24 protein-coding genes, 1 pseudogene and 2 riboswitches are annotated in these 23619 nt (G+C 60.2%); of the genes and pseudogenes, 11 read left to right on the forward strand and 14 right to left on the reverse strand.

Going from position 1 to position 23619, the window contains the following annotated elements; translation table 11 throughout:
- Positions 1-44: 44 nt before the first annotated feature.
- Entirely contained in the window at positions 45-1829 is a 1785-nt protein-coding gene (locus IHQ71_RS13210) for a PAS domain-containing methyl-accepting chemotaxis protein (protein ID WP_258162396.1), read from the reverse strand.
- 538 nt (positions 1830-2367) lie between these two features.
- Here IHQ71_RS13210 and IHQ71_RS13215 point away from each other — a divergent pair.
- From IHQ71_RS13215 to IHQ71_RS13250, 8 genes are all read left to right on the forward strand, one after another.
- Positions 2368-2709, forward strand: coding sequence for a hypothetical protein (locus IHQ71_RS13215; protein WP_258162397.1), 342 nt, complete (start codon positions 2368-2370; stop codon positions 2707-2709).
- 125 nt (positions 2710-2834) lie between these two features.
- Positions 2835-2922: riboswitch (glycine riboswitch) on the forward strand.
- Positions 2923-3015: riboswitch (glycine riboswitch) on the forward strand.
- A gap of 70 nt (positions 3016-3085) precedes the next feature.
- Positions 3086-4222, forward strand: coding sequence for a glycine cleavage system aminomethyltransferase GcvT (gene gcvT / locus IHQ71_RS13220; RefSeq protein ID WP_258162398.1), 1137 nt, complete (start codon positions 3086-3088; stop codon positions 4220-4222).
- Between the two features lie 238 nt (positions 4223-4460).
- Positions 4461-4823 (forward strand): glycine cleavage system protein GcvH, encoded by a 363-nt coding sequence (gene gcvH, locus IHQ71_RS13225; protein ID WP_258162399.1) that lies wholly within the window; start codon positions 4461-4463, stop codon positions 4821-4823.
- Entirely contained in the window at positions 4823-7687 is a 2865-nt protein-coding gene (gene gcvP / locus IHQ71_RS13230) for an aminomethyl-transferring glycine dehydrogenase (RefSeq protein ID WP_258162400.1), read from the forward strand. Before gcvH ends, gcvP begins: the two co-directional genes overlap by 1 nt.
- Positions 7688-8015: 328 nt before the next feature.
- Entirely contained in the window at positions 8016-8261 is a 246-nt protein-coding gene (locus tag IHQ71_RS13235) for a DUF3302 domain-containing protein (protein ID WP_258162401.1), read from the forward strand.
- The gene (locus tag IHQ71_RS13240) at positions 8258-9199 is read left to right on the forward strand and encodes an HlyD family secretion protein (RefSeq protein ID WP_258162402.1); all 942 of its coding nucleotides are present in this window, start codon (positions 8258-8260) and stop codon (positions 9197-9199) included. The genes IHQ71_RS13235 and IHQ71_RS13240 overlap by 4 nt, the downstream gene beginning before the upstream one ends.
- Positions 9200-9347: 148 nt before the next feature.
- The gene (locus IHQ71_RS13245; protein WP_258162403.1) at positions 9348-11237 is read left to right on the forward strand and encodes an ABC transporter ATP-binding protein/permease; all 1890 of its coding nucleotides are present in this window, start codon (positions 9348-9350) and stop codon (positions 11235-11237) included.
- 113 nt (positions 11238-11350) lie between these two features.
- Positions 11351-11647, forward strand: a complete 297-nt coding sequence (locus IHQ71_RS13250) for an alkylphosphonate utilization protein (protein WP_258162404.1) — start codon at positions 11351-11353, stop codon at positions 11645-11647.
- Positions 11648-11729: 82 nt separating this feature from the next.
- Here the strand turns inward: IHQ71_RS13250 and sufA are convergent, their stop codons facing one another.
- The 11 genes from sufA to IHQ71_RS13300 form a co-directional block, all read right to left on the reverse strand.
- Positions 11730-12119 carry a Fe-S cluster assembly scaffold SufA gene (sufA, locus tag IHQ71_RS13255; RefSeq protein WP_258162405.1) on the reverse strand — a complete coding sequence of 130 codons (390 nt, stop codon included), beginning with the start codon at positions 12117-12119 and terminating at the stop codon, positions 11730-11732.
- Positions 12120-12212: 93 nt separating this feature from the next.
- Positions 12213-12500 (reverse strand): type II toxin-antitoxin system RelE/ParE family toxin, encoded by a 288-nt coding sequence (locus IHQ71_RS32040; RefSeq protein WP_374989989.1) that lies wholly within the window; start codon positions 12498-12500, stop codon positions 12213-12215.
- A gap of 3 nt (positions 12501-12503) precedes the next feature.
- On the reverse strand, positions 12504-12779 hold the full coding sequence (locus IHQ71_RS13260) for a type II toxin-antitoxin system ParD family antitoxin (protein WP_258162406.1): 276 nt from the start codon (positions 12777-12779) through the stop codon (positions 12504-12506).
- Between the two features lie 44 nt (positions 12780-12823).
- On the reverse strand, positions 12824-13207 hold the full coding sequence (locus tag IHQ71_RS13265; protein ID WP_258162407.1) for an SUF system Fe-S cluster assembly protein: 384 nt from the start codon (positions 13205-13207) through the stop codon (positions 12824-12826).
- 11 nt (positions 13208-13218) lie between these two features.
- Positions 13219-14442 carry a cysteine desulfurase gene (locus IHQ71_RS13270; RefSeq protein ID WP_258162408.1) on the reverse strand — a complete coding sequence of 408 codons (1224 nt, stop codon included), beginning with the start codon at positions 14440-14442 and terminating at the stop codon, positions 13219-13221.
- A 161-nt stretch (positions 14443-14603) separates the two neighbouring features.
- Positions 14604-15875 (reverse strand): Fe-S cluster assembly protein SufD, encoded by a 1272-nt coding sequence (gene sufD / locus IHQ71_RS13275; RefSeq protein WP_258162409.1) that lies wholly within the window; start codon positions 15873-15875, stop codon positions 14604-14606.
- Positions 15876-15890: 15 nt separating this feature from the next.
- Positions 15891-16646: a Fe-S cluster assembly ATPase SufC gene (gene sufC, locus IHQ71_RS13280; protein WP_258162410.1), complete on the reverse strand. Its 756-nt coding sequence runs from the start codon at positions 16644-16646 to the stop codon at positions 15891-15893.
- Between the two features lie 72 nt (positions 16647-16718).
- Positions 16719-17132 carry a HEPN domain-containing protein gene (locus tag IHQ71_RS13285; RefSeq protein WP_258162411.1) on the reverse strand — a complete coding sequence of 138 codons (414 nt, stop codon included), beginning with the start codon at positions 17130-17132 and terminating at the stop codon, positions 16719-16721.
- The gene (locus IHQ71_RS13290) at positions 17129-17491 is read right to left on the reverse strand and encodes a nucleotidyltransferase domain-containing protein (RefSeq protein ID WP_258162412.1); all 363 of its coding nucleotides are present in this window, start codon (positions 17489-17491) and stop codon (positions 17129-17131) included. Before IHQ71_RS13290 ends, IHQ71_RS13285 begins: the two co-directional genes overlap by 4 nt.
- A complete protein-coding gene (sufB, locus tag IHQ71_RS13295; protein WP_258162413.1) occupies positions 17492-18961 on the reverse strand; it encodes a Fe-S cluster assembly protein SufB in 1470 nt (489 codons plus the stop codon). It lies immediately after the preceding gene.
- A gap of 137 nt (positions 18962-19098) precedes the next feature.
- Positions 19099-20262: a cysteine desulfurase family protein gene (locus IHQ71_RS13300; protein ID WP_258162414.1), complete on the reverse strand. Its 1164-nt coding sequence runs from the start codon at positions 20260-20262 to the stop codon at positions 19099-19101.
- 221 nt (positions 20263-20483) lie between these two features.
- Between IHQ71_RS13300 and IHQ71_RS13305 the strand changes: the two genes are divergently transcribed.
- The 3 genes from IHQ71_RS13305 to IHQ71_RS13315 are packed head-to-tail and all read left to right on the forward strand — an operon-like array spanning position 20484 to position 21913.
- Positions 20484-21161 carry an alpha/beta hydrolase gene (locus tag IHQ71_RS13305; RefSeq protein WP_258162415.1) on the forward strand — a complete coding sequence of 226 codons (678 nt, stop codon included), beginning with the start codon at positions 20484-20486 and terminating at the stop codon, positions 21159-21161.
- A gap of 16 nt (positions 21162-21177) precedes the next feature.
- Positions 21178-21606, forward strand: coding sequence for a lipocalin-like domain-containing protein (locus IHQ71_RS13310; protein WP_258162416.1), 429 nt, complete (start codon positions 21178-21180; stop codon positions 21604-21606).
- Positions 21607-21646: 40 nt separating this feature from the next.
- Entirely contained in the window at positions 21647-21913 is a 267-nt protein-coding gene (locus IHQ71_RS13315) for a type II toxin-antitoxin system HicB family antitoxin (RefSeq protein WP_374989990.1), read from the forward strand.
- Here IHQ71_RS13315 and IHQ71_RS13320 read toward each other — a convergent pair whose 3' ends face one another.
- Together IHQ71_RS13320 and IHQ71_RS13325 are read right to left on the reverse strand one after the other, a co-directional pair.
- Entirely contained in the window at positions 21914-22351 is a 438-nt protein-coding gene (locus IHQ71_RS13320) for a GNAT family N-acetyltransferase (RefSeq protein ID WP_374990023.1), read from the reverse strand.
- A 60-nt stretch (positions 22352-22411) separates the two neighbouring features.
- A pseudogene (locus IHQ71_RS13325) lies at positions 22412-23527 on the reverse strand (anhydro-N-acetylmuramic acid kinase); the annotation flags it as partial.
- Positions 23528-23619 lie beyond the last annotated feature (92 nt).

The following is a 23619-nucleotide window of genomic DNA, read 5'->3' on the forward strand; positions in this document are numbered from 1 at the left end:
CGGTCACCGGCAGGGGATAGGCGCCCCTGCCAGGCGCTTCATGCTCAGAATTCTTCCCAGCTGCTTTCCTTGGCGAGCGCCTGCCCGCCAAATGCCGGTTTGACGACGTTGACGGCGCTGCGCACGGGACGCGGTGCCGGGACAGGCGATGGCCTCGCCATCTCGGCGTGAACCTTCTGGAGCCGGCCGACATTGAATTGGCCGAGCTGCTGCAACAGCGAGGCGAGCTCCGATGCCAGTGAATGGCTGGCGGCGCTGGCCTCCTCGACCGTGGCGGCATTCTGCTGCGTGCCGTGGTCCATCTGGGTGACGGCGGTATTGATTTCCTTGAGGCCTGTCGCCTGTTCGCGGGCGGATTCGACGATCGCCTTGACGTTGCCGTCGATCTCGCTGACCTGACCGACGATGGATGTCAGTGCCGCACCCGTCTCATGCACCAGCGCCACGCCCGCCTTGACCTGATCGGACGAGGCGTTGATCAACGCCTTGATTTCCTTTGCGGCCTTGGCCGAGCGCTGGGCGAGTTCACGCACTTCCTGCGCCACGACGGCAAAACCCTTGCCCGCCTCGCCTGCACGCGCCGCCTCGACACCGGCATTGAGCGCCAGCAGGTTGGTCTGGAAGGCGATCTCGTCGATGACGCCGATGATCGAGGAAATCTCGGTGGAGGACTGTTCGATCCTGCCCATGGCCTCGATGGCGGTCTGCACCACCGCGCCGGACTTCTCGGCGGCCGAACGGGTAGCGGTGACCAGCGTACCGGCATCCGCGGCACGCTTCGACGAATCCTGGACGGTCGTGGTGACCTCTTCGAGGGCCGCGGCTGTCTCCTCGACCGAAGCTGCCTGCTGCTCAAGGCGCTTGGCGAAATTGGCAGACGTTTCCTGGAGCTGCCGGGCGTTCGAATTGATGCTCTCGGTGCTCTCGTAGATGTCCCTGACGACGCCGCTGAGCTTTTCCACGGTGCGGTTGAAGTCGGTCCGGGTCTGTTCCATGCTCGGCGTGAACGGTTGGGTGAGCGTCGCTGTCAGGTCGCCTTCGGCGAGCTTGCCGATCGCGGCACCCAGCTCGTCGACCGAGGTCATGCGGCTCGTGACGTCGGTGGCGAACTTGATGACCTTGCAGACCTTCCCCTTGTCGTCAAAAATCGGGTTGTAGGCCGCCTGGATCCAGATCGGCTTGCCTGATTTGCCGTAGCGGACGAATTCGTCCGAATGGTATTTGCCCGATGCGAGCGATTTCCAGAAATCCCGGTAGGCTTCGCTCTTGGCATAGGTCTGGTCGCAGAACATCGCATGGTGCTTGCCGCGAATTTCCTCGATCGAATAGCCGAGCGTCAGGAGGAAATTTTCGTTGGCGTCGAGAATGGTGCCGTCCGGTTTGAACTCGATGACGGCCTGGGAGAGGGAGATGGCGCTAAGCTTGCCGTCGTCGTCCAATGCCTTGAGTTTGCTGGCGGTGATGTCGGTCGCTATCTTGATAATCTTGACGACCTTTCCGCCGCGCATCAGCGGATTGTAGGATGCCTCGATCCAGATTTCGCGCCCGCCCTTGGCAAATCGCTTGTACTGGCTGCGGTCGAACTGGCCCGATTTGAGCCTTGCCCAGAATTCCCTGTATTCGCCGGTCTTGGCATAAGCGTCATCGACGAACATCGAATGGTGTTTTCCGACGATCTCGTTCAAGGAGTACCCCAGCGCATCGCAGAAATTCTTGTTGGCATCGAGTATCACACCGTCCGGCGTGAATTTGATGACGGCTTGTGACCGGCCTATGGCATTCATTTCTTCTGCTGCGTCGCGTCCGAACAAACTTCCAAAACCCGTCATCGCCTACACCCCTGGATCGCAATCTTCGCACCCTGCGTCTCAACGAGAGTGCTAAACACTGATTAACACTAAGTTAAACGCAGTTGGTAGATTTCACACGCTGAGATTAAAACTCCAGCTTCAGTTATACGGCAGTGCGAATTTGCGTATTACCTTAGACTTGAACCAGTAAGAGCAATATATTGGCCAGCTTATTGCGCCATAAAAATGTTTAATATTATCTTGTGTATATTCCATTTATCACATCTTTATAGAAATATTTCAATAATTCTAAAATATACTTATAGAACAATATTAGTTATTCGGAGTGAGATGCACCATTATTATTGGGAGAGACATAAATTGGATTTGCAACCAACCTTGATGATATCGCGTTTTGTCGGCAATCACCGGACGGATGGGGCGAATCTCGGATACTCTGGAAGAAGGTCGATAAGCTTTGAGGATACTTAGCTGCATAAATTTTTAACGATCAAATCAAATCTTCCTAGAAATATTCGGCGTAGATTTCACTGCCAAGCGTCAATTCGAGAAGACAATGGTGCAGGTCGTCACAGTTTCCGCCAACACAGCAGCCTATGCGGCCGAGCCGCTCAAGGCCAGCGCCCGTGTGAGCGGCAGCTCGCCGTCCGAACAAACCGTGAAGGCACTCGCCGCCCAGGCGCGCAAATCCGGCGATTTGCAGCAGAAAGTGCTGATGAACGTGGTGCAGCCGCCTGCCCTTGCGCTGTTCTTCCTCACAGCCGAACAGCAGCCGCAATCCACACTCGACATGGCAAGGCAGGAATATATGCTCAATGCGGGCGAGAATGAACCGGAATCTGACGATCAGACGGAATCCCCGGATGTCCTCTCCGACGATCGCGTCGATCCCGTCTGACCGACACGTCTGATGCGAGCGGGCCGACGCCCCGCCGGTCATCTCCTCTTTCATCACAGCGACAAATGTTGCGACAAAAGCGTCACCGCCTCTTGCCAGAGCGACGCTGGCGGGTCTATCAAGTGGCGTCCCGCTGGGAGAATCCACGTGAAAACGTGGTGCCGAAGGAGCAACCGCCCCGGAAACTCTCAGGCAAAAGGACCAGCGGACAGGTTACGGAACTCTGGAGAACGGCGCGTTTGCGAGGAGCAGATAGGCGCCTGCCGAAGGGATAACAATCTCAGGCATCAGGACAGAGGGGGCTTAAGTCACGCGGGCGCCTGCCAAAGGCCCCGTTCTTGAGCAGGTGCGTGAGCGCCGAACCGGAGACCGCCTCGTGGATGATGCCCCCCCGCTTAAAACCCCGCTTCACGCCCTTCATCTCTCGCTCGGTGCCCGCATGGTGCCTTTCGCCGGCTACGACATGCCGGTGCAATATCCCGCCGGCGTGCTGAAGGAGCATCTCGCGACCCGCTCCGCCTGCGGCTTGTTCGACGTCTCGCATATGGGACAGGTCGCGATCCGGGCGAAATCCGGGCGCATCGAGGATGCCGCACTGGCGCTTGAAAGCTTGATTCCGGTCGATATCCTCGGTTTGAAACCCGGACGCCAGCGGTATGGCCTGTTAACCAATGACGAAGGCGGCATTCTCGACGACCTGATGGTGGCCAATCGCGGCGATCATTTCTACATGGTGGTCAACGCCTCGTGCAAGGACGCCGACTTCAAGCATATGCAGGACCATCTCGGCGATCGCTGCACATTCGAGATTCTGGCCGATCGCGCGCTGGTGGCGCTGCAGGGGCCGCATGCCGAGCAGGTGCTGGCCGAGTTTTGCCCCGAAGTGACAGCCATGAAATTCATGGATGTCGAATATGACGATCTTCATGATGTCGATTGCATCGTCTCCCGCTCCGGCTATTCCGGCGAGGACGGGTTCGAGATTTCAATTCCCGCGGGCAAGGCGGCATTGGTCGTCCAGCGTATGCTCGACCATCCCGATTGCGAACCGGTGGGGCTTGGCGCGCGCGACAGCTTGCGGCTCGAGGCGGGCCTTTGCCTCTACGGCAACGATATCGACACAACAACGAGCCCGGTCGAGGCGGGATTGGAATGGGCAATCCAGAAGGTGCGCCGCAAGGGTGGCGCCCGCGCCGGGGGCTTTCCGGGTGCCAGTCGCATTCTAAATGAGCTTGAGAACGGTGCGACACGCAGGCGCGTGGGCCTGAAGCCCGACGGCAAGGCCCCTGTTCGTGCGCATGCGATCCTCTATGGCGACGAGGGTGGCGCCACGCGACTAGGCGAAGTCACCTCGGGCGGCTTCGGCCCGAGCGTCGATGGCCCGGTTGCCATGGGTTATGTGCCGATCTCACATTCCAACCCCGGCACCCGCGTCTTCGCTGAAGTGCGCGGCAAATTCCTGCCGGTCACCGTGACCGAGCTTCCGTTTATCAAACCGACTTACAAGCGGTGATCATGGGCCATTTCGATCCTGGAACACCCCCCTCTGCCCTGCCGGGCATCTCCCCCTCAAGGGGGGAGATCGGGTGTAGCGCGATCCTCGCCCGTATCTCTACGCTTCGTGGGGATGCGGCATTTCAACGAGTTACCGATCTCCCCCCTTGAGGGGGAGATGTCGCGAAGCGACAGAGGGGGGTGATCGTCCTGTCCTCTGCCAGAACACAATCAATCTGATCCGGAGGAAAAACTAAATGTTGAAATTCACCGAAGAACACGAATGGCTGAAGATCGAGGACGGCGTCGCCACCGTCGGCATCACCACGCATGCTGCCGAGCAGCTGGGCGACCTCGTCTATGTCGAACTCCCCGAGGTCGGGGCGACATTCTCCAAAAATGACAATGCCGCCACCGTCGAGAGCGTCAAGGCCGCATCGGATGTCTTTTGTCCGCTCGACGGCGAGATCGTCGAGGTCAATGACGCCATCGTGGCACATCCGGAACTGGTCAACGCCGATCCGCAGGGTGCCGCCTGGTTCTTCAAGCTCAAGCTCGCCAATCCCGCCGATGCCGATGGCCTGATGGACGAGGAAGCCTATAGCAGGATGATCGCATAATGGCTCTTCCCAAGGACTTTACCTTCACCGACTACGATCCCTACAATTTCGCCGACCGCCGCCATATCGGCCCCTCGCCCGAGGAAATGGATGCGATGCTCGGCGTGATCGGCTACAAAAGCCTCGACGCCTTGATCGACGACACCGTGCCCGGCTCCATCCGCATCGAGACGCCGCTGAAGTGGGACAAGCCGCTGACCGAGCGCGAGGCGCTCGACAAGATGCGCGAGACCGCCAACCTCAACAAGAAACTCGTCTCGCTGATCGGCCAGGGCTATTACGGCACGATCACGCCGCCGGTCATCCAGCGCAACATCCTGGAAAGCCCGGCCTGGTACACGGCCTATACGCCCTACCAGCCCGAGATCAGCCAGGGCCGGCTTGAGGCGCTGCTCAACTACCAGACCATGGTGAGCGACCTCACGGGGCTGGACATTTCCAATGCCTCGCTGCTCGATGAATCCACTGCCGCCGCCGAAGCCATGGCCATGGCGCAGCGCGTCGCGAAATCGAAATCGCTGACCTTCTTCGCAGACGAGAATTGCCACCCGCAGAATATCGCGCTGCTCAAGACCCGCGCCGAGCCGCTCGGCTGGAACGTCGTGGTCGGCGATCCCTTCCGCGATCTCGACGCCAACAACGTCTTCGGCGCGATCTTCCAGTATCCCGGCACCTATGGCCATGTGCGCGATTTCACCGGGATCATGGACAATCTGCATGCGGCCGGCGCCATCGGCATCGTCGTCGCGGATCCCCTCGCCCTGTGCCTTCTGAAATCGCCCGGCGAAATGGGCGCCGATATCGCTGTCGGCTGCACGCAGCGCTTCGGCGTGCCGGTCGGCTATGGCGGTCCGCATGCAGCCTACATGGCGGTGCGCGACGAGTGGAAGCGCTCGATGCCCGGTCGACTTGTCGGCGTCTCCGTGGATGCGCGCGGAAATCGCGCCTATCGCCTGTCGCTGCAGACCCGCGAACAGCATATCCGCCGCGAAAAGGCGACATCGAACATCTGCACCGCGCAGGTTCTGCTCGCCGTCATGGCCTCGATGTATGCCGTCTTCCACGGGCCGAAGGGCCTCAAGGCGATCGCCCAGAGCGTGCACCAGAAGACGGTGCGGCTGGCGCGCGGGCTGGAGAAGCTCGGCTACAAGGTCGAGCCGGAAACCTTCTTCGACACTGTTACCATCGAGGTCGGCAAGCTGCAGGGCGTGATCCTCAAGGCCGCCGAGGCCGAAGATGTCAATCTCCGCAAGATCGGCGAGGACCGGATCGGCATCTCGCTCGACGAGCGCTCGCGGCCAGTGACGCTGGAAGCCGTGTGGCGCGCCTTCGGCGGCGACTTCAAGTCCGACGACTTCGAACCCGGCTACCGCCTGCCCGAGGACATGCTCCGGACCAGCGAATACCTGACGCATCCGATCTTCCACATGAACCGTGCGGAGAGCGAGATGGTGCGCTATATCCGCCGCCTCTCCGACCGTGACCTTGCGCTCGATCGGGCGATGATTCCGCTCGGCTCCTGCACGATGAAGCTCAACGCCACCGCGGAAATGCTGCCGATCACCTGGCCGGAATTTTCCGAGATCCATCCCTTCGTGCCGCCGCACCAGGCGCTTGGCTACAAGGCGATGCTCGACGATCTCTCGGCCAAGCTCTGCGACGTGACGGGCTATGACGCCTTTTCCATGCAGCCGAATTCCGGCGCGCAGGGCGAATATGCGGGCCTGCTGACGATCCGCAACTACCACATCGCCAATGGCGACACCCATCGCGATGTCTGCCTGATCCCGACCTCGGCACATGGCACTAACCCCGCCTCGGCCCAGATGGCGGGCATGAAGGTGGTGCCGGTGAAGGTGTCCGACGACGGCGACATCGACCTCGCCGATTTCCGCGCCAAGGCCGAGCAGCATGCGGCCAATCTCTCCTGCATCATGATCACCTATCCCTCGACGCATGGCGTGTTCGAGGAAACGGTGCGCGAGATCTGCGAGATCACCCACAAGCATGGCGGCCAGGTCTATCTCGACGGCGCCAATATGAATGCGATGGTCGGCTTGTCACGGCCCGGCGACATCGGCTCTGATGTGAGCCATCTCAACCTGCACAAGACGTTCTGCATTCCGCATGGCGGCGGCGGCCCCGGCATGGGGCCGATCGGCGTCAAGAAGCATCTGGCACCCTTCCTGCCCGGCCATCCGGAAACGGGCGGCGGGCATGGCGCGGTGTCGGGCGCGCCCTACGGTTCCGGCTCGATCCTGCCGATCTCGTGGAGCTACATCCTGATGATGGGCGGCGAAGGCCTGACGCAGGCGACCAAGGTGGCAATCCTCAACGCCAACTATATCGCGGCCCGGCTGAAGGGCGCCTATGACGTGCTCTATTCCTCCGACAAGGGCCGCGTGGCGCATGAATGCATCATCGACACCCGTCCGCTGCAGGCTCTCTGCGGTGTGACGGTCGATGACGTTGCCAAGCGCCTGATCGACTGCGGCTTCCACGCGCCGACCATGAGCTGGCCGGTCGCCGGCACGCTGATGATCGAGCCGACCGAGAGCGAGACCAAGGCCGAGATCGACCGTTTCTGCGAAGCCATGCTGGCGATCCGCGAGGAAGCCCGGCAGATCGAGGCGGGCACGATGGACAAGGACAACAACCCGCTCAAGAACGCCCCGCACACCGTGCAGGATCTCGTCGGCGAGTGGGACCGGCCCTATTCCCGCGAACAAGCCTGCTTCCCCCCCGGCGCCTTCCGCGTCGACAAGTACTGGCCCCCTGTCAACCGCGTCGATAATGTCTATGGCGACCGCAACCTGATCTGCTCCTGCCCGCCGGTGGAGGATTATCTGGAGGCGGCTGAGTAAAGTAGGATTGAAAGGCTCAGGATTGACGACAAAAGACCCCCATAAGTTGTTCATGCTTATGGGGGAGCCATGAGAATGTTAGCCGTTCGCCATGATGATTTCCTTGGCAAGGATTGAGTTTGGCAGGTCTAAGCGCTCACGTCGCTAGATCGGCTCAGCGCGCGAGCAATCTTTTGAAAGGGTGTAAGCAGCAGGTCCCGCCTTGCCGTAATCGCGGGCGTCGCCCTGCAAACGCGCCCACCAGGGTGGGACGTTTACTGTAACGTACTTCCCTGACGCTGGTAACCGTGGTGATCTCCGTCCTCAGTTGTCGCCTGAGGAGAGTGCAATGACCACCGTTGATATCTTCGCCTGGATCGTCCTAGTCATTCTCACCCTAAGTACCGTCGCCGTCATTGTCTTCCTCGCAATGCTGCCGGGGATGATCGCCACGAAGCGCAACCATCCCTGGGCGCAAGCAGTCACGGTCGGTGGATGGGTGACGTTGCTGTTGGGCTTCGCGCTCTGGCCCATCGTCCTTATCTGGGCATATGTCGATGTTCCCCGCGCATCGAATGCGGAGATAGCATCATGATCGTCGTCCTTCTGAACGTCTATCTGGTCATCCTGTTTTTCCTGGTGAAGCTGAGAATCGTTGCCTTCAATCTGTTTTGGAAAATATCCCCGGTCTTGGTCCTTCTCATGCTTCTGATCGGGCTGTTCATTCCCATGAATTGGGGTGCGCCGCAGGGTCCGGCACTGGTAGTGCGCAATTCGGTGGCAATCGTTCCCGATGTCGCAGGCGAAGTTATCGAAGTTCCCGTCAAGGCGAACACACCGCTCAAGACGGGTGACGTCCTGTTCCGTATCGATCCGGTGCCATATAAGGCCAAGCGTGACGCATTGCAGGCGCAGTTGGACCTGGCGAAACTTCGGCTCGCCGAATATACTAAGCTGCACGGCACGGGTGCAGGTCGCGGGTTCGATGTCGAGCAGGCGCAGTCAGAAGTCGAGCAGTTGCAGGCAGAGGTTATCGAGGCAAGCTGGAATCTCGACAAGACTGTGGTGAGAGCGCCTGCCAATGGCTACGTCACCAATCTGGCACTTCGTACAGGCGCCCGTGTCGCCAATCTTCCTCTCGCGCCCGTTATGGCGTTCATCGACACATCGGACACCATTATTGGTGTCGAAGTGCCACAGATCAATGCGCGATATATCAAGCCTGGTCAGCCTGTAGAGATCACGTTCAAGTTCGTTCCAGGAAAGGTCTATGAGGGAAAGGTCGAAAGCGTTCTCCAGGCGGTCGCGAGCGGCCAGACACAGACGTCCGGGTTGGCGGTTTCATCGAAAGCGATTCAGACGCTGCCGCTCGTCGTCCGGGTGAGGCTCGATGACGCGGCCTTTGCCGATCGGCTGCCTGCCGGCAGTACAGGCGATGCCGCGATTTACACCGAGCATGTAAACGCCGCCCATTTCATCAGAAAAGTACTGTTGCGCCAGATTGCAATAACCAACTACGTCAATCCATTCTGAACATTCAAGCGTGACCTGGCTGCTCGACCGCAACCGGGCGGTTTTCCTTCGAGCAGACATCGACCGATGTCATTGCCCATTTCGCCATGAGCCTCTATCACAGCCCATGGTAAACCCGCTTTCGGGCGCATGATTTTCGGTGAGGTGAATGGCAGCAGCCAAGAAGACCGTCTCGGTGGAATCGGGGCGGATTGTCCAGACGATCCGTAATCTCTGGCCTTATATGTGGCCGACGGATCGGCCGGACCTGAAGATGCGGGTGGCGCTCGCGACACTCTTTCTCGTGCTGTCCAAGATCGTGCTGCTGACGGTGCCCTATTTCTTCAAGTGGTCGACGGACGCGCTTTCCGGCAAGCTGGATGCGGTCGGCAACATGATGTCGCTCGGGCTCGGCGTGCTGGTTCTGGTGGCGGCCTACAATCTCGCCCGCGTCATCCAGGCCGGCTTCAACCAGTTGCGCGACACGCTGTTTGCCAGCGTCGGGCAATATGCGGTGCGGCAGCTGTCGCTGAAGACGTTCCTGCATCTCCACCAGCTGTCGCTGCGGTTTCATCTGGAGCGCCGCACCGGCGGCCTGTCACGAGCCATCGAGCGCGGCACCAAGGGCATCGAAATCATCGTCCGGTTCGTCATCCTCAACACGATCCCGACGATCCTCGAATTCGCCATGACGGCGGCGATCCTCGCCTGGACCTATGGCGTGAGCTATCTGGTGGCCGCGGCCCTAATGGTCGCCTGCTACATCTGGTTCACGATCCGGGCGAGCGACTGGCGCATCGACATCAGGCGCGGCATGAACGCCTCCGATGCCGAGGCCAATTCGAAGGCGATCGACTCGCTGCTGAATTTCGAGACGGTGAAATATTTCGGCAATGAGCAGATGGAGGCCAGGCGTTTCGACCAGTCGATGGAGGCCTACGAGAAAGCGGCCACCAAAGTCTGGACCTCACAAGGGTTGCTGAACTTCGGCCAGATCGTGATCTTCAGCGCCGGCATGATGGCGATGATGACGATGTCGGCGCTGGCGATCCAGGCCGGCACGCAGACGATCGGCGATTTCGTCTTCATCAATGTGCTGCTGATGCAATTGGCCCTGCCGCTCGGCGTGATCGGCTTCATCTACAGCGAAGTCCGCCAGGGCCTCGCCAATATCGAGCAGATGTTCGACCTGCTCGATACCGATGCCGAGATCGAGGATGCGCCGGATGCCCGGCCGCTGCTGGTAACGACCGGCGCGCTGGCGTTCAGGGATGTGCATTTCGCCTACGATCCAGCGCGGCCTATCCTCAAGGGCATTTCATTCGATGTGCCGGCTGGCCACACTGTGGCGGTGGTCGGTCCCTCGGGCGCCGGCAAATCGACGATCTCGCGATTGCTCTATCGCTTCTACGATGTGCAGCAGGGTTCGGTGACGATCGACGGGCAGGATGTCCGTGATGTCACGCAGACCAGCCTGCGGGCAGCGATCGGCATGGTGCCGCAGGACACGGTTCTGTTCAACGACACGATCGGCTATAACATCCGCTACGGCCGCCCGTCGGCGAGCCAGGCAGAGGTCGAGCGCGCCGCCGAGATCGCCCAGGTCGATCATTTCATCAAGAGCCTGCCCGGCGGTTATGATTCCACCGTCGGCGAGCGCGGGCTGAAACTCTCGGGCGGCGAAAAGCAGCGCGTCGCGATCGCCCGTACCATCCTCAAATCGCCGCCGATCCTGATCCTCGACGAGGCGACCTCGGCGCTCGACACCCGAACCGAGCAGGAGATCCAGACGGCGCTGGACGAAGTCTCGAGGAACCGCACGACACTGGTGATCGCCCACCGCCTCTCGACCGTGGTCAATGCCGACGAGATCATCGTCCTGAAAGACGGCCTGATCGCCGAACGGGGCAAACACGGCGAACTGCTGGCGGAGGGCGGTCTCTACGCCTCGATGTGGAGCCGCCAGCGCGAGGCGACCGAAGCCGAGGAAAACCTCAAAAGGGTGCGCGAGACCGACGAACTGGGCGTGGTACTGCGCGGCAAGCCGGCGGGTTCGTAATCCTCGGCGCGCATTGTCGTGCGCGGTTGCATGCTCGCCTCGCCTGGTATACCCCACGCGCTGCATCCGGACATGATCCGGAGCATTTCACGATTTGACGATTGGAAGAGCGGATGGCTGGCGACGATTACGTCTATGACGAGGCAACAGGCGAATGGCGTCCCGCATCCGAAGTCGCGGCCGCCGCCGCTGCAAAGCCGGTCGCGCGCGATGCGTCGGGCACGGAACTGGCCGATGGCGATTCCGTCACGCTGATCAAGGATCTCAAGGTCAAGGGCGCCGGCCAGACACTCAAACAGGGCACTGTGATCAAGTCGATCCGTCTCACCGACAATCCCGAAGAGATCGATTGCCGGCACGACCAGATCAAGGGCCTGGTTCTGCGGACGGAATTCGTACGCAAGCGGTGATGCTGCCAACATCCGGAAGGAGAATGTGAAAACGGCGCCCAAAGGCGCCGTTTTCATTCGAATAATTGGAGGTTGAAGCCGCTCAGCCAGCCCGAACCACCGCATCGCCCTTGGCTGCCAGTGCCGCGAGATCGGCTGGCTTGAGCTCGACGGACTCACCGCAACCGCAGGCCGATGTCTGGTTGGGATTGGTGAAGGTGAAGCCTGACCGCAGCGTCGTGGTCTCGAAGCCCATTTGGGTGCCGAGGAGATAGAGAACCGCCGCGGGCTCGACCCAGACCTTGGCGCCATCGTGCTCGATCAGGTCGTCCTTGGCATTCGGTTCGGCCACCAGATTGATGGTATATTCCATCCCGGCGCATCCGCCCTTCTTGATGCCGACGCGGATACCCTGCGCGCTATCGGAATTTCCAACGATCTCCCGGACGCGGCTTGCGGCACCGTCCGTCATGGTCATGACTGCAAAGCCCATCGGCTCTTTCTCCTTCAACGACCGGGTTCAAGGCCCGATGTTTTCGTCACTCAATGTAGTGGACCCGGGTTAAGGGATCAATAGCGGCGAACATCATCGCACAAGCTTCGGCCAATCTCGGGCGCCGTGGATTATGCGGAGAATATGAACGTTCTTCCCAATTGCCCGGAAAACCACAAGATAGTTTCCACGAGCGAATGTTTTGAGACCACTCTCAATTTCATCCCGTTGCGTTCCAATGCCTGGCTGGTCTCCGAGAAGATCAAATATGCGAAACATCTCCTCTTGCCATTTCAAAGCAGCAGCAGGATTGTCTCGGCCGATATAATTCATGATGGACAATATGTCAGATTCCGCCTTCTTACGGAGCCGGAAAGCCATGGATCAACCTCGTTCCCGCAGCTCTTTCTCGAATCGCTCACGGATTCGTTCAAAAGCTACGTCTCCGTCTATCAATTCTTCGTCCTCGTCGGCTTCAGCAACCAGAACACGAAGCTCTTCGACAGTGTAACCATGGATAAGCCGACTCGTTTTCCACTCGGCCAGCGCCGCGGAAACCATCTCGCTTGCGGAAGCGAACTCGCCGGAGGCCACGGCCTCCTCGACGATCTCGTTCACTTCCTGCGGGATGTCTACGCTCAATCGTTGCATGCGGCCCATCTTTGGTCTCCGTTCGGTGGCGAGAGCCTAGCCCAAAACTGCCCTCAATACCAGCCGAGCGCGACCTGTGCCTCTTCGCTCATCCGGTCGGCCGACCATGGCGGGTCGAAGGTCATCTCGACATCGACGCCCATCACGCCCTCGACGGCGCCGACGGCGTTTTCGACCCAGCCAGGCATTTCACCGGCGACCGGGCAGCCCGGCGCGGTCAGCGTCATCAGGATCTTGACCGTCCGGTCGTCCTCGATGTCGACGCGGTAGATCAGGCCGAGTTCGTAGATGTCCGACGGGATTTCCGGGTCGTAGACCGTCTTCAGCGCCGCAACGATATCATCCGACAGCCGCGCGATCTCGTCGGCGGGGATGGCGGACTGCACGAGCCCTTGCCTGACATCGACCTTTTCGACCGTGGTTTCGCTATTGGCCATATCTCAATCTCCTACGCAAAGAACTTGCGGGCGTGTTCGAGCGCCTCGACCAGGACATCCACCTCGGCGCGCGTATTGTAAAGGCCGAAGGATGCCCTGCATGTGGAGGTGACGCCGAAGCGGTTCAAGAGCGGCTGGGCACAATGGGTGCCAGCGCGCACGGCAACGCCCTGGCGATCGATCACCATCGAGACATCATGGGCGTGGATGCCCTGAAGTTCAAAGGAAAAGATGCCGCCCTTGCCGGGTGCATTGCCGAAAATCCGCAACGAATTCACCGAACGCAGCCGTTCGGCGGCATACTGGGCGAGCCCGGCCTCGTGCTCGGCGATGGCGGCGCGGCCGATATTCTCCATGTAATCCAGCGCGTAGCCTAGACCGATCGCCTGGACGATCGGGGGCGTGCCCGCCTCGAAACGGTGTGGCGGCTCGTTATACGTGACATTTTCCATCGTCACTTCGGCGATCATCTCGCCACCGCCCTGGAACGGCCGCATGGATGCGAGCCTGTCGGCCTTGCCATAAAGCACGCCGATGCCGGAGGGGCCGTAGAGCTTGTGGCCGGTCATCACGTACCAGTCGCAATCGATATCCCTGACATCGACGGGCATATGGACGGCGCCCTGGCTGCCGTCGATCAGCACGGGAATACCGCGCGCATGCGCGACGCGGCAGACTTCCTTGACGTTGACCACTGTGCCGAGCGCGTTCGACATATGGGTGATGGCGACCAGCTTGGTCTTGTCGGTCAGGCATTTCTCGAAATCATCGAGATGGAACGCGCCCTCGTCATCGACCGGCGCCCAGACGAGCTTGGCACCCTGCCGCTCGCGGATGAAATGCCAGGGCACGATGTTGGAATGATGCTCCATGATGGAGATGACGATCTCGTCTTCCGCCCCGATATTGGGCATGCCCCAGCCATAAGCGACGGTGTTGATCGCCTCGGTCGAGGATTTGGTGAAGATGATCTCGCCCACCGAACCGGCATTCAGGAACCGCCGCACCTTCTCGCGCGCCGCCTCATAGGCGTCCGTCGCGGCATTGGAGAGGAAATGCAGCCCGCGATGCACATTGGCATATTCGTTGGCATAGGCATGGCTGACCGCATCGATCACCGATTGCGGCTTCTGCGCCGAGGCGCCATTGTCGAGATAGACCAGCGGCTTGCCATAGACCTGCTTCGACAGGATCGGAAAGTCCTTGCGGATGGCTTCGACGTCGTAGGTTGTCATTGTGTTTTCCATCGAACATTCCGTCCTTGAAATCCGCCCCTCATCTGCCTGCCGGCATCTTCTCCCCGCGAGCGGGGAGAAGGGACTTGTGGCGCTGTAGGCGATCCCAGCGTCCCCTCGCCCCGTTCCTACGGGGAGAGGGCTAGGGTGAGGGGCAAATCTTAGCCGTGCTTCTCCAGCCAGTCGGTGATCACGCCTTCCAGCGCCTCGACCAGCACCTCGTCCTCGAGTTCCTCGACGGTCTCCTGCACGAAGGCCTGCACCAGCAGCGCCCTCGCCTGTTTCTCGGGAATGCCGCGCGACTCGAGATAGAAGAGGTGGGTGGCATCGATGTCGGCCACCGTCGCACCATGGCCGCAGACCACGTCGTCGGCGAAGATCTCGAGTTCAGGCTTGGCGGAGAAATCCGCTTCGTCCGAAAGCAGCAGCGTGTTGCAGCTCATCTTGGCATCGGTCTTCTGGGCGCCCGGTGCGACCCGGATCTGGCCCTGGAACACACCCTTGGCGCGGTCGAAAACGACGTTGCGCATGATCTCCGTCGAGTTGGTGTTCTCGGCATTGTGGCCGAGCACCAGCGTCACATCGGTATGCGTATCGCCGCCCAGCAGGTTGATGCCGCGCAGCGTCAGTTCCGAATGCTCGCCATCGACATCGATATAGAGATCCTGGCGCACCAGCCGGCCGCCGGCATTGATGACATAGAGCCGGAGCTTCGACGCCTTGCCGAGCTTGACCCGCAACTGGCCGAAATGGTTGTCGTCCTTGCCCTGCTGCTGCATGACGATCCAGGTCACCTCGGAGCCCTCGCCAAGCGTGATATCGCTGACGGAGGAGATCAGCGCGGCGGTCTCACCTTGGGCGACATGCCGCTCGATGACGGTGGCCTTGGCCGACTTGCCAAAACGCACCGGAATGCGGCTATGGCTCTGGCCACCGCCCTGCACCGACTGAATCTCGACCGGCTTTTCGCTTTCGAAGCCGTCGGGAAAGTCGAGCACGAAGCCATCGCGCACGAAGCCGCCGTTCAGGCGACCGGTGAAATCATCGTTATCGCGTACGGTCAGGCCCTTGAGCGCCGAGCCATCGGCGAGGCTCTCGGCGAAGGACTTGACGTTGAGGCCGCCTGTATTGGCCGCCTTGATCGCCTCGCCGTTGAGCAGCGCCAGCACGGTAGAGCCTTCGACGATGGGTGCTACGGCCTTCACCGCCGTGGCGCCCGGCGCCGGCACATTGCGCAGCAGCGAACGGAGGTCGGTATAATGCCAGCTTTCGCGGCGGCGGGTGGGAAGCCCGGTTTCCTTGATCGCGCGCAGCAGCGTCGAGCGCTGGGTGGTGATTGCCGCATCGCCGGGCAGCGAGCCGACAGCCTGCCCAAAGGCATCCATCAGGGCCTGCTCGGCATTGGTCGGCTTGATCGCAGTCTGGATATTCATGATGGTGCCTCCGGCTTAAGCCGCCTCGCCGATGATCTCAGCATAGCCGTTGGCTTCGAGATCGTGCGCCAGTTCCTTGGGGCCCGACTTGATGATCTGGCCCTTGTAGAGGACATGCACCGAGTCCGGCACGATGTAATCGAGCAGGCGCTGGTAATGGGTGATGACGACGATGGCGCGATCCGGTGAACGCAGTGCGTTGACGCCATCGGCGACGATCTTCAGCGCATCGATATCGAGGCCGGAATCGGTCTCGTCGAGCACGCAGAGCGAGGGCTCGAGCAGCGACATCTGCAGGATCTCCGCGCGCTTCTTCTCACCGCCCGAGAACCCGACATTGAGCGGGCGCTTCAGCATGTCCATGTCGATCTGCAATTCGGCGGCCGAGGCCTTCACGCGCCTGATGAAATCGGGCGTCGTCAACTCATCCTCGCCGCGCGCCTTGCGCTGCTCGTTCATCGCGACCTTGAGGAACTGCATCGTGGCAACGCCGGGGATTTCGACCGGATACTGGAACGCCAGGAACAGGCCCTTGGAGGCCCGCTCGGCCGGATCGAGTTCGAGAATGCTCTCGCCATTGAACAGGATATCGCCTTCGGTGACCTCGTAATCGTCACGGCCGGCCAGGATATAGGAGAGCGTCGACTTGCCCGAGCCATTGGGGCCCATAATGGCCGCAACCTCGCCCTTGTTGACTGTCAGGTTCAGCCCACGAATGATCTCGGTGCCGTCCTCGGCGATGCGGGCATGGAGGTTCTTGATTTCAAGCATAGTGTTCTTCCTGTTCATACGGCGGGTTTCAAGGACCCGCATATTAGTTCATTCCGCTTCGGCATTCGTTGTTCATTTGCCAGCGATGAATTCATCCATCAGCACCGCCGCATCCTTCATCAATGCTTGTACCTTAGGAATAAGTACTTTCAGCCGCCCTTCGTCGAAATCCGCAACCGTGCCCCTTGGGCTCGGATACCGGTAACGTGTGGCTGCCGGCGACAGCTCATCAAGCTCCACAAACCGCGCATTGAGCGGATGTCCCTTTGGCAGCAAGTCCGCCAAGCCTCGTAAGTTATGCATCGGACCGACCGGCACCGATTCCGTTTCAAGCACGCCGCGCAGCAGTTTTTCGACGCTCTGTTGCAAGAAGTAGGCCGCCTGACGCCGATGCGCCTCACGCAACTCCAAAGCTACTTCAAACTCTTCCCGCGCAAGCTGAAGGAACGATTTCACACGCAGTCTTTGCAGTTCTTCCGGCGTCATGCTGGCATCTCGCCGTAGATCAGTTTTCCGCCGTCGACGATTTGGCGGACAAAGGATGTGTTCAGGCCGAGACTGGCCTTGAAGACTTCCTGATCACATGGAACGACGTCGGCACCAATTCCGGTTGCGCGTAACGGTGCAGCAACCATTTCATAGTCGTCGCAACCAAACCGACCATCCGGCTTCGCCACCACTAACAAGTCGAAGTCGCTGTCCGGTCGGGCAGCTCCTCTGGCCCTGCTCCCGAATAACCAAATCGCCTGCGGATCAAGAGCCTCCTTCAGCCGCGACACGATGTCGGCGAGAGCCTCGCTCTCGTCGCAATGCCGGCCGAAATTAGCTCTGACCGCTCGTTCCATTTAGCCCACACTGCCTTCCAGCGAAATATTAATCAGCTTCTGCGCTTCCACCGCGAATTCCATCGGCAGTTCCTGGATCACCTCGCGGACGAAGCCGTTGACGATCAGCGCCACCGCAGCCTCTTCGGGAATGCCGCGCTGCATGCAGTAGAACTTGTGGTCCTCGGAAATCTTCGATGTCGTCGCTTCGTGCTCCAGCTGGGCCGAACTGTTCTTTGCCTCGATATAGGGCACGGTATGCGCGCCGCACTTGTCCCCGATCAGGAGCGAGTCGCACTGCGTGAAGTTGCGGGCGTTCTCGGCGCGACGATTGACCGCCACCTGGCCGCGATAGGTATTGTTCGAATGGCCGGCCGAAATGCCCTTGGAGATGATGCGGCTCGACGTGTTCTTGCCGAGATGGATCATCTTGGTGCCGCTATCGACCTGCTGGTAGCCGTTCGACACGGCGATCGAGTAGAACTCGCCGCGCGAGCCATCGCCGCGCAGGATGCAGGACGGGTATTTCCAGGTGATCGCCGAGCCGGTCTCGACCTGCGTCCAGGAGATCTTGGAATTCTTGCCCCGGCAATCGCCGCGCTTGGTGACGAAATTGTAGATGCCGCCCTTGCCTTCCTTGTCGCCCGGATACCAGTTCTGGACGGTGGAATACTTGATCTCGGCATCGTCGAGCGCCACGAGCTCGACCACGGCCGCATGCAGCTGGTTCTCGTCGCGCTGCGGCGCCGTGCAGCCTTCGAGATAAGAGACGTAAGCGCCTTCTTCCGCGATGATCAGCGTGCGCTCGAACTGGCCGGTATTTTTCTCGTTGATGCGGAAATAGGTGGAAAGCTCCATCGGGCAACGCACGCCCTTCGGCACGAAGACGAAGGAACCATCGGTGAAGACGGCGCTGTTGAGCGTCGCATAGAAATTGTCGGTAATCGGCACGACCGAGCCGATATATTTGCGCACGAGATCAGGATATTCCTGCAGCGCCTCGGAGATCGACATGAACAGCACGCCGGCCTTCTTCAGCTCGGCCTTGAAGGTCGTCACCACGGAAACGGAATCGAACACGGCATCGACCGCGATGCGGCGGTTCTCGACGCCGGCCAGGATTTCCTGTTCGCGGAGCGGAATACCCAGCTTTTCATAGGTCCTGAGCAGTTCTGGATCGACATCTTCAAGCGTCTTCGGTCCGGAGGTGCCTTTCGGCGCCGAATAGTAGCTGATCGAATTGAAATCGATCTTGGGGTAGTGGACGCGCGCCCATTCCGGCTCTTCGAGAGTCAGCCAGCGCTGATAGGCCTGCAGGCGCCATTCCAGCATCCATTCCGGCTCGTTCTTCTTGGCCGAAATCATCCGGATGACCTCTTCGGAGAGGCCCGGCGCAATCTTGTCGGATTCGATTTCGCTCTCGAAGCCGTATTTGTACTGGTCCACGTCGATCGCGCGAACCTGGTCTATGGTCTCTTGTACCGCAGCCATTTCTGGTCTCCAATCTTGCCGGGTCAAGGCCGGCAGCTTGTCGTCTCTTCGATAGCTTGCGCCATCATATATAGGTGCGCCAGAAGCGAATTTTCACTCGCGCTGGCAAGCGGAAAATTGTTTTTCCGCAGATTTAGTTATGCCGCACGGGCATTCTTCAGGCGCCCCGCGATCTTGCCAAATGCCGCCAGTGTGCGCTCAATATCCCGATCCGATGTCGATGACCCGATCGAAATTCGCAAGGCGCCCATGCGTGGATCGAGCCCCATGGCCTTCAGCACGTGGCTCTCGCCGACCTTGCCCGAGGTGCAAGCCGAGCCCGCGGACAGCGCGACACCTTCGATATCGAAGGCGATCTGGCCGGTTTCGGACTTCAGCCCTTCGAGCGAAAAGAAGCTCGTGTTCGGCAAACGCTCCGACCTCTCGCCGTGGATGACAAGTTCCGGCGCAATCGAGCGCATATCCTGCTCCAGCGCATCGCGCATCGACCGAACCTTTGCCGATCGTTCCGCCAGCCCTGCAACGATTGTTTCCGCCACTGTCCCGAAGCCCACGATCGCCGCAGCATTTTCAGTGCCGGAGCGATGGCCCTTTTCCTGGCCGCCGCCATGGATCAATGCGGAAGGCATCATCGCCTCGCCACGGGAAACAAGAGCGCCGGCACCTTTCGGGCCGCCAATCTTGTGTGAGGACACAATCAGAAAATCGGCATCCAGCGCCTGGATATCAAGGGGGATGCGACCAAACGCCTGTACAGCATCGACCACCAGGATGCCGCCGGCTGCATGCACAAGCTTTGCCGCCTCAGTGACTGGCTGAATGACACCCGTCTCGTTATTGGCGAGCATCAGAGCCACAATTGGCAGCCCAAGAGAAGCATCGTGACCGGCAAGCATCGCTTCGAGCGCGGTGAGGTCAACGACGCCGTCGGCACGAACCGGAATGATCTCGATATCGGCCTTGGCGAAACGCCCGCCCTCAAACACCGCCTTGTGCTCGATAGCCGAAACATAGAGCCTGCCGATCCTCAAAGGCGCCCGGCCCATCCGGAAATCCGGCGTCAGGATGAGGTTCGCCACCTCCGTCGCGCCTGAGGTAAAAACGACCTCAGTCGATTTCGCGCCAAGCGCCGAAGCAATCTTGCGGCGCGCGGCTTCGATCTCGGTACGCATGGCACGACCCTCGCGATGAACCGACGAGGGATTGCCGTCCATCAGGCTGACGCGCAGGAATGCGTCGCGCGCTTCGGGGAGAAGCGGAGCGGTCGCATTCCAGTCCATATAGGCGCGCGTGCTGTCCATTGGTCGTCAAGTCCTGGCGGCGGGAGCGGGGAATCGCATTTTTCTTGATATTCCGGTCCGGCCTGTCTTATGAAGCGTCACACGAAGCGGGCCGGAGGAAATCGCCTTGGCCCAAACTTTCGAATGGTTCTAAACTAGGTCATAGAAAAGCTGACTGGTTTCGTCAAGACTGGTTTGCTGTTGAAGCCCGGTTTTTGTAACTTTCAACTCCTGGAGTACCAATGCCCGAAGTCATCTTCAACGGTCCTGCCGGCCGGCTGGAAGGCCGCTACCAGCCCTCCAAGCAGAAGAGCGCCCCGATCGCCATCATCCTGCATCCGCATCCTCAGTTCGGCGGCACGATGAACAACCAGATCGTCTACCAGATGTTCTACATGTTCCAGAAGCGCGGTTTCACGACGCTCCGGTTCAATTTCCGTTCGATCGGCCGCAGCCAGGGCGAATTCGATCACGGTGCGGGTGAACTGTCCGACGCGGCCTCGGCACTCGATTGGGTGCAGAGCCTGCATCCCGATTCGAAGAGCTGCTGGGTCGCCGGCTATTCCTTCGGTTCGTGGATCGGCATGCAGCTCCTGATGCGCCGCCCGGAGATCGAAGGCTTCATCTCGGTCGCACCGCAGCCGAACACCTATGACTTCTCATTCCTCGCCCCCTGCCCGTCTTCCGGCCTGATCATCAATGGCGACGCCGACAAGGTAGCGCCCGAAAAGGATGTCCTGGGCTTGGTCGACAAGCTCAAGCAGCAGAAGGGCATCCTGATCACCCACAGGACAATCCCCGATGCCAACCATTTCTTCTCCGGCAACATGGATACGCTGATCGAGGAATGCGGCGACTATCTCGATCGCCGCATGGCGGGCGAACTGGTGCCGGAACCGGCGGCCAAGCGGATCAGGTAAACACGGAGGACACCGGATGCAGGCAGGCGATCTGATTGGCGTCTGGATGATCCGGTCCTTCATCATGCACGACGTCGAGACCGGTGAACAGTTCGAGCCCTGGGGCGAGCGCCCCGGCGGCACGCTTGTTTTGAGCGATAGCGGCCGGATGTTTGCGATCATCACCGCGGATGGACGCGAGCCGCCATCGACCGACGCCGAACAGGCGCATGCCTATCGCAACATGCTCTCCTATACCGGGCCATACCGCATCGATCCACCGAACGAACTCGTCACTACCGTGGACATCGCATGGCATGCGCCATGGATCGGCACCGAACAGCGGCGCTATTGCGAGATGCAGGGCGAGACGCTGGTGCTGACCAGCGCACCGCTCGCCATGCCGGGCAAGGATGGCCAGGCACGACATGTCCTCGCGGTGGTTGAATGGACGCGAGAGGCCTGAGAATAACCCCGTGTTGCAAGCCCGAAATCTAGGTGACGCTGTGGCAGAATATCTGGCTCTTATTCACAAGGTTCCATCCAGCGATTTTGGAGTTTCCTTTCCAGATTTTCCCGGCTGCGTGACTGCGGGAAGGTCGATGGAAGACGCGCGCTTGATGGCCGAGGAAGCCTTGGCCTTTCATATTGAGGGCATGATCGAAGACGGCAAGCAAATTCCGTCGCCGTCGTCGCTCGCAGAGATCATGCGGGTACGGGAGTATCGAAATGCGGCGCACATCATCGATATCGTCTCCGAAGACCGCCTCTGATCACGTCCGACGAAGCTCGAAAAACCGCGCCCAGCCGCGCGGGATTTCCTTTGGCTCGATTTCCGTCATCCCGATCTTCTGCATGACGTGGATCGACGCCTCGTTCTCGGCATAGGCGAAGGCGACGAAGCGTGGCTCCGATCGGCTGGCGAAGAACCAGTCGGCGAGGCCCCTGGCGATTTCGGTCGCGTAGCCTTTGCCCCATTCCGCGGGCATGATCGAATAGCCGAGTTCGAAGACGTCGCGCTCCTCCATGTATGAAAAGCCGGCGCGGCCGATGAAGCGGCCGTCCTCGCGCGCCGTCAGCTTCAGCTTGGTCATGCCATGCTTGTTGAAATCAGCCTCCCAGCCTTCGATGCGTCCCTGCGCATAATCAAGCGTCCAGGGCTCACCGGTACTGACATAGCGCGACGATTCATGCGTCGCATGGAGAGCCACAAGGTTTTCGGCATCGCCCGGCTCCCATCCGGACAGAACCAGGCGTTCGGTGATCAGAATAGGCGGTTTTGAGAGTACACCGCCGGTCACTGGCACGCGAACACCCGTGGTGCCGGGAAATGTCAGCGGCAATCCCCTCGCCGAACGCACTGCCAGATAGGCCCAGGCCTCGGCCTCCATGGAATCGCCGTTGAAGCCGAATTCCTCGGCTGCGGCAACCTTTGCGCCGTCTGCAAGAGCCGTGAGATCACTCATGATCATGCGATTGAGCCGTCCACCGCCGCAGACCACGATCAATTCGGGCTTTTCAGGGAGATGCCGTGCGGATTTGATGATCGCCGCCGCCGAGACATGGGCCAGCGTGCGCGCGCCATCGTGGAGGCCGGCTTCATCCGGGCTGGGCGGACGAAAATCGTTGCGATCGAGTGACATCCGCTTTTCGGACGTGAAAAAGGCCTGATCGAGATAGCGGTCGACGAGCGAGGCGATGACGCTGCCCTCTGACGCGATGGCGCCCCCCGCATCAAAGGGAATACCAGCCTGGCTCTCGACCCATTGGTCGATCAGTGTGTTGCCGGGGCCGGAATCAAAGGCGATGATGTCGCCTCCGGAGCCGATGAAGGTCAGGTTCGAGATGCCGCCGATATTGACGAACATGATCGGCTTGCCGTGATAGTCAACCAGACCTGCAGCCAACGCAGCGTGATAGACTGGCACCAGCGGCGCGCCCTGCCCGCCATGCACCATGTCATTGGCGCGCATGTCGTAGCCAACGGGAATGCCGGTTTCCCGGGCCAGCAGGCGGCCGTCGCCGATCTGCACGGTCAGGCCTTCCAGCGGGCGGTGCAACACCGTCTGGCCGTGAAATCCAATAAAATCAATATCTTTCGCGGCGATCTTGTTACGCTCGAGGAATGCGGCGACCGCCGATGCATGACGCAGAGTGAGGTCACGCTCGGTCTCTGCCATATTGCCGGGGCGTTCCTCCCGCGTGCGGATTGCCTTGGCAATCTCCAGCGTTTCGGCAAGCCGCTTGCGGAATGCCGGATCGTAGCTCACCCCCATTGCCGGACCGCGCTCGACGATGCTCTCACCATCCGTGCGGACCAGCGCAACATCGATGCCATCCATCGATGTGCCGCTCATCAGGCCGATCGCGGTCTTCAATTCGGGCATTGATGGGCCTCATTTGAAACATTGATCACTGAAAGGGATGCACGAGCCGGAAAACTTTGCTAAAGGCCCGCCAAATCTAGCATCGACCAAAT

Source organism: Rhizobium sp. TH2, from assembly GCF_024707525.1.
Classification (GTDB): Bacteria; Pseudomonadota; Alphaproteobacteria; order Rhizobiales; family Rhizobiaceae; genus Rhizobium_E.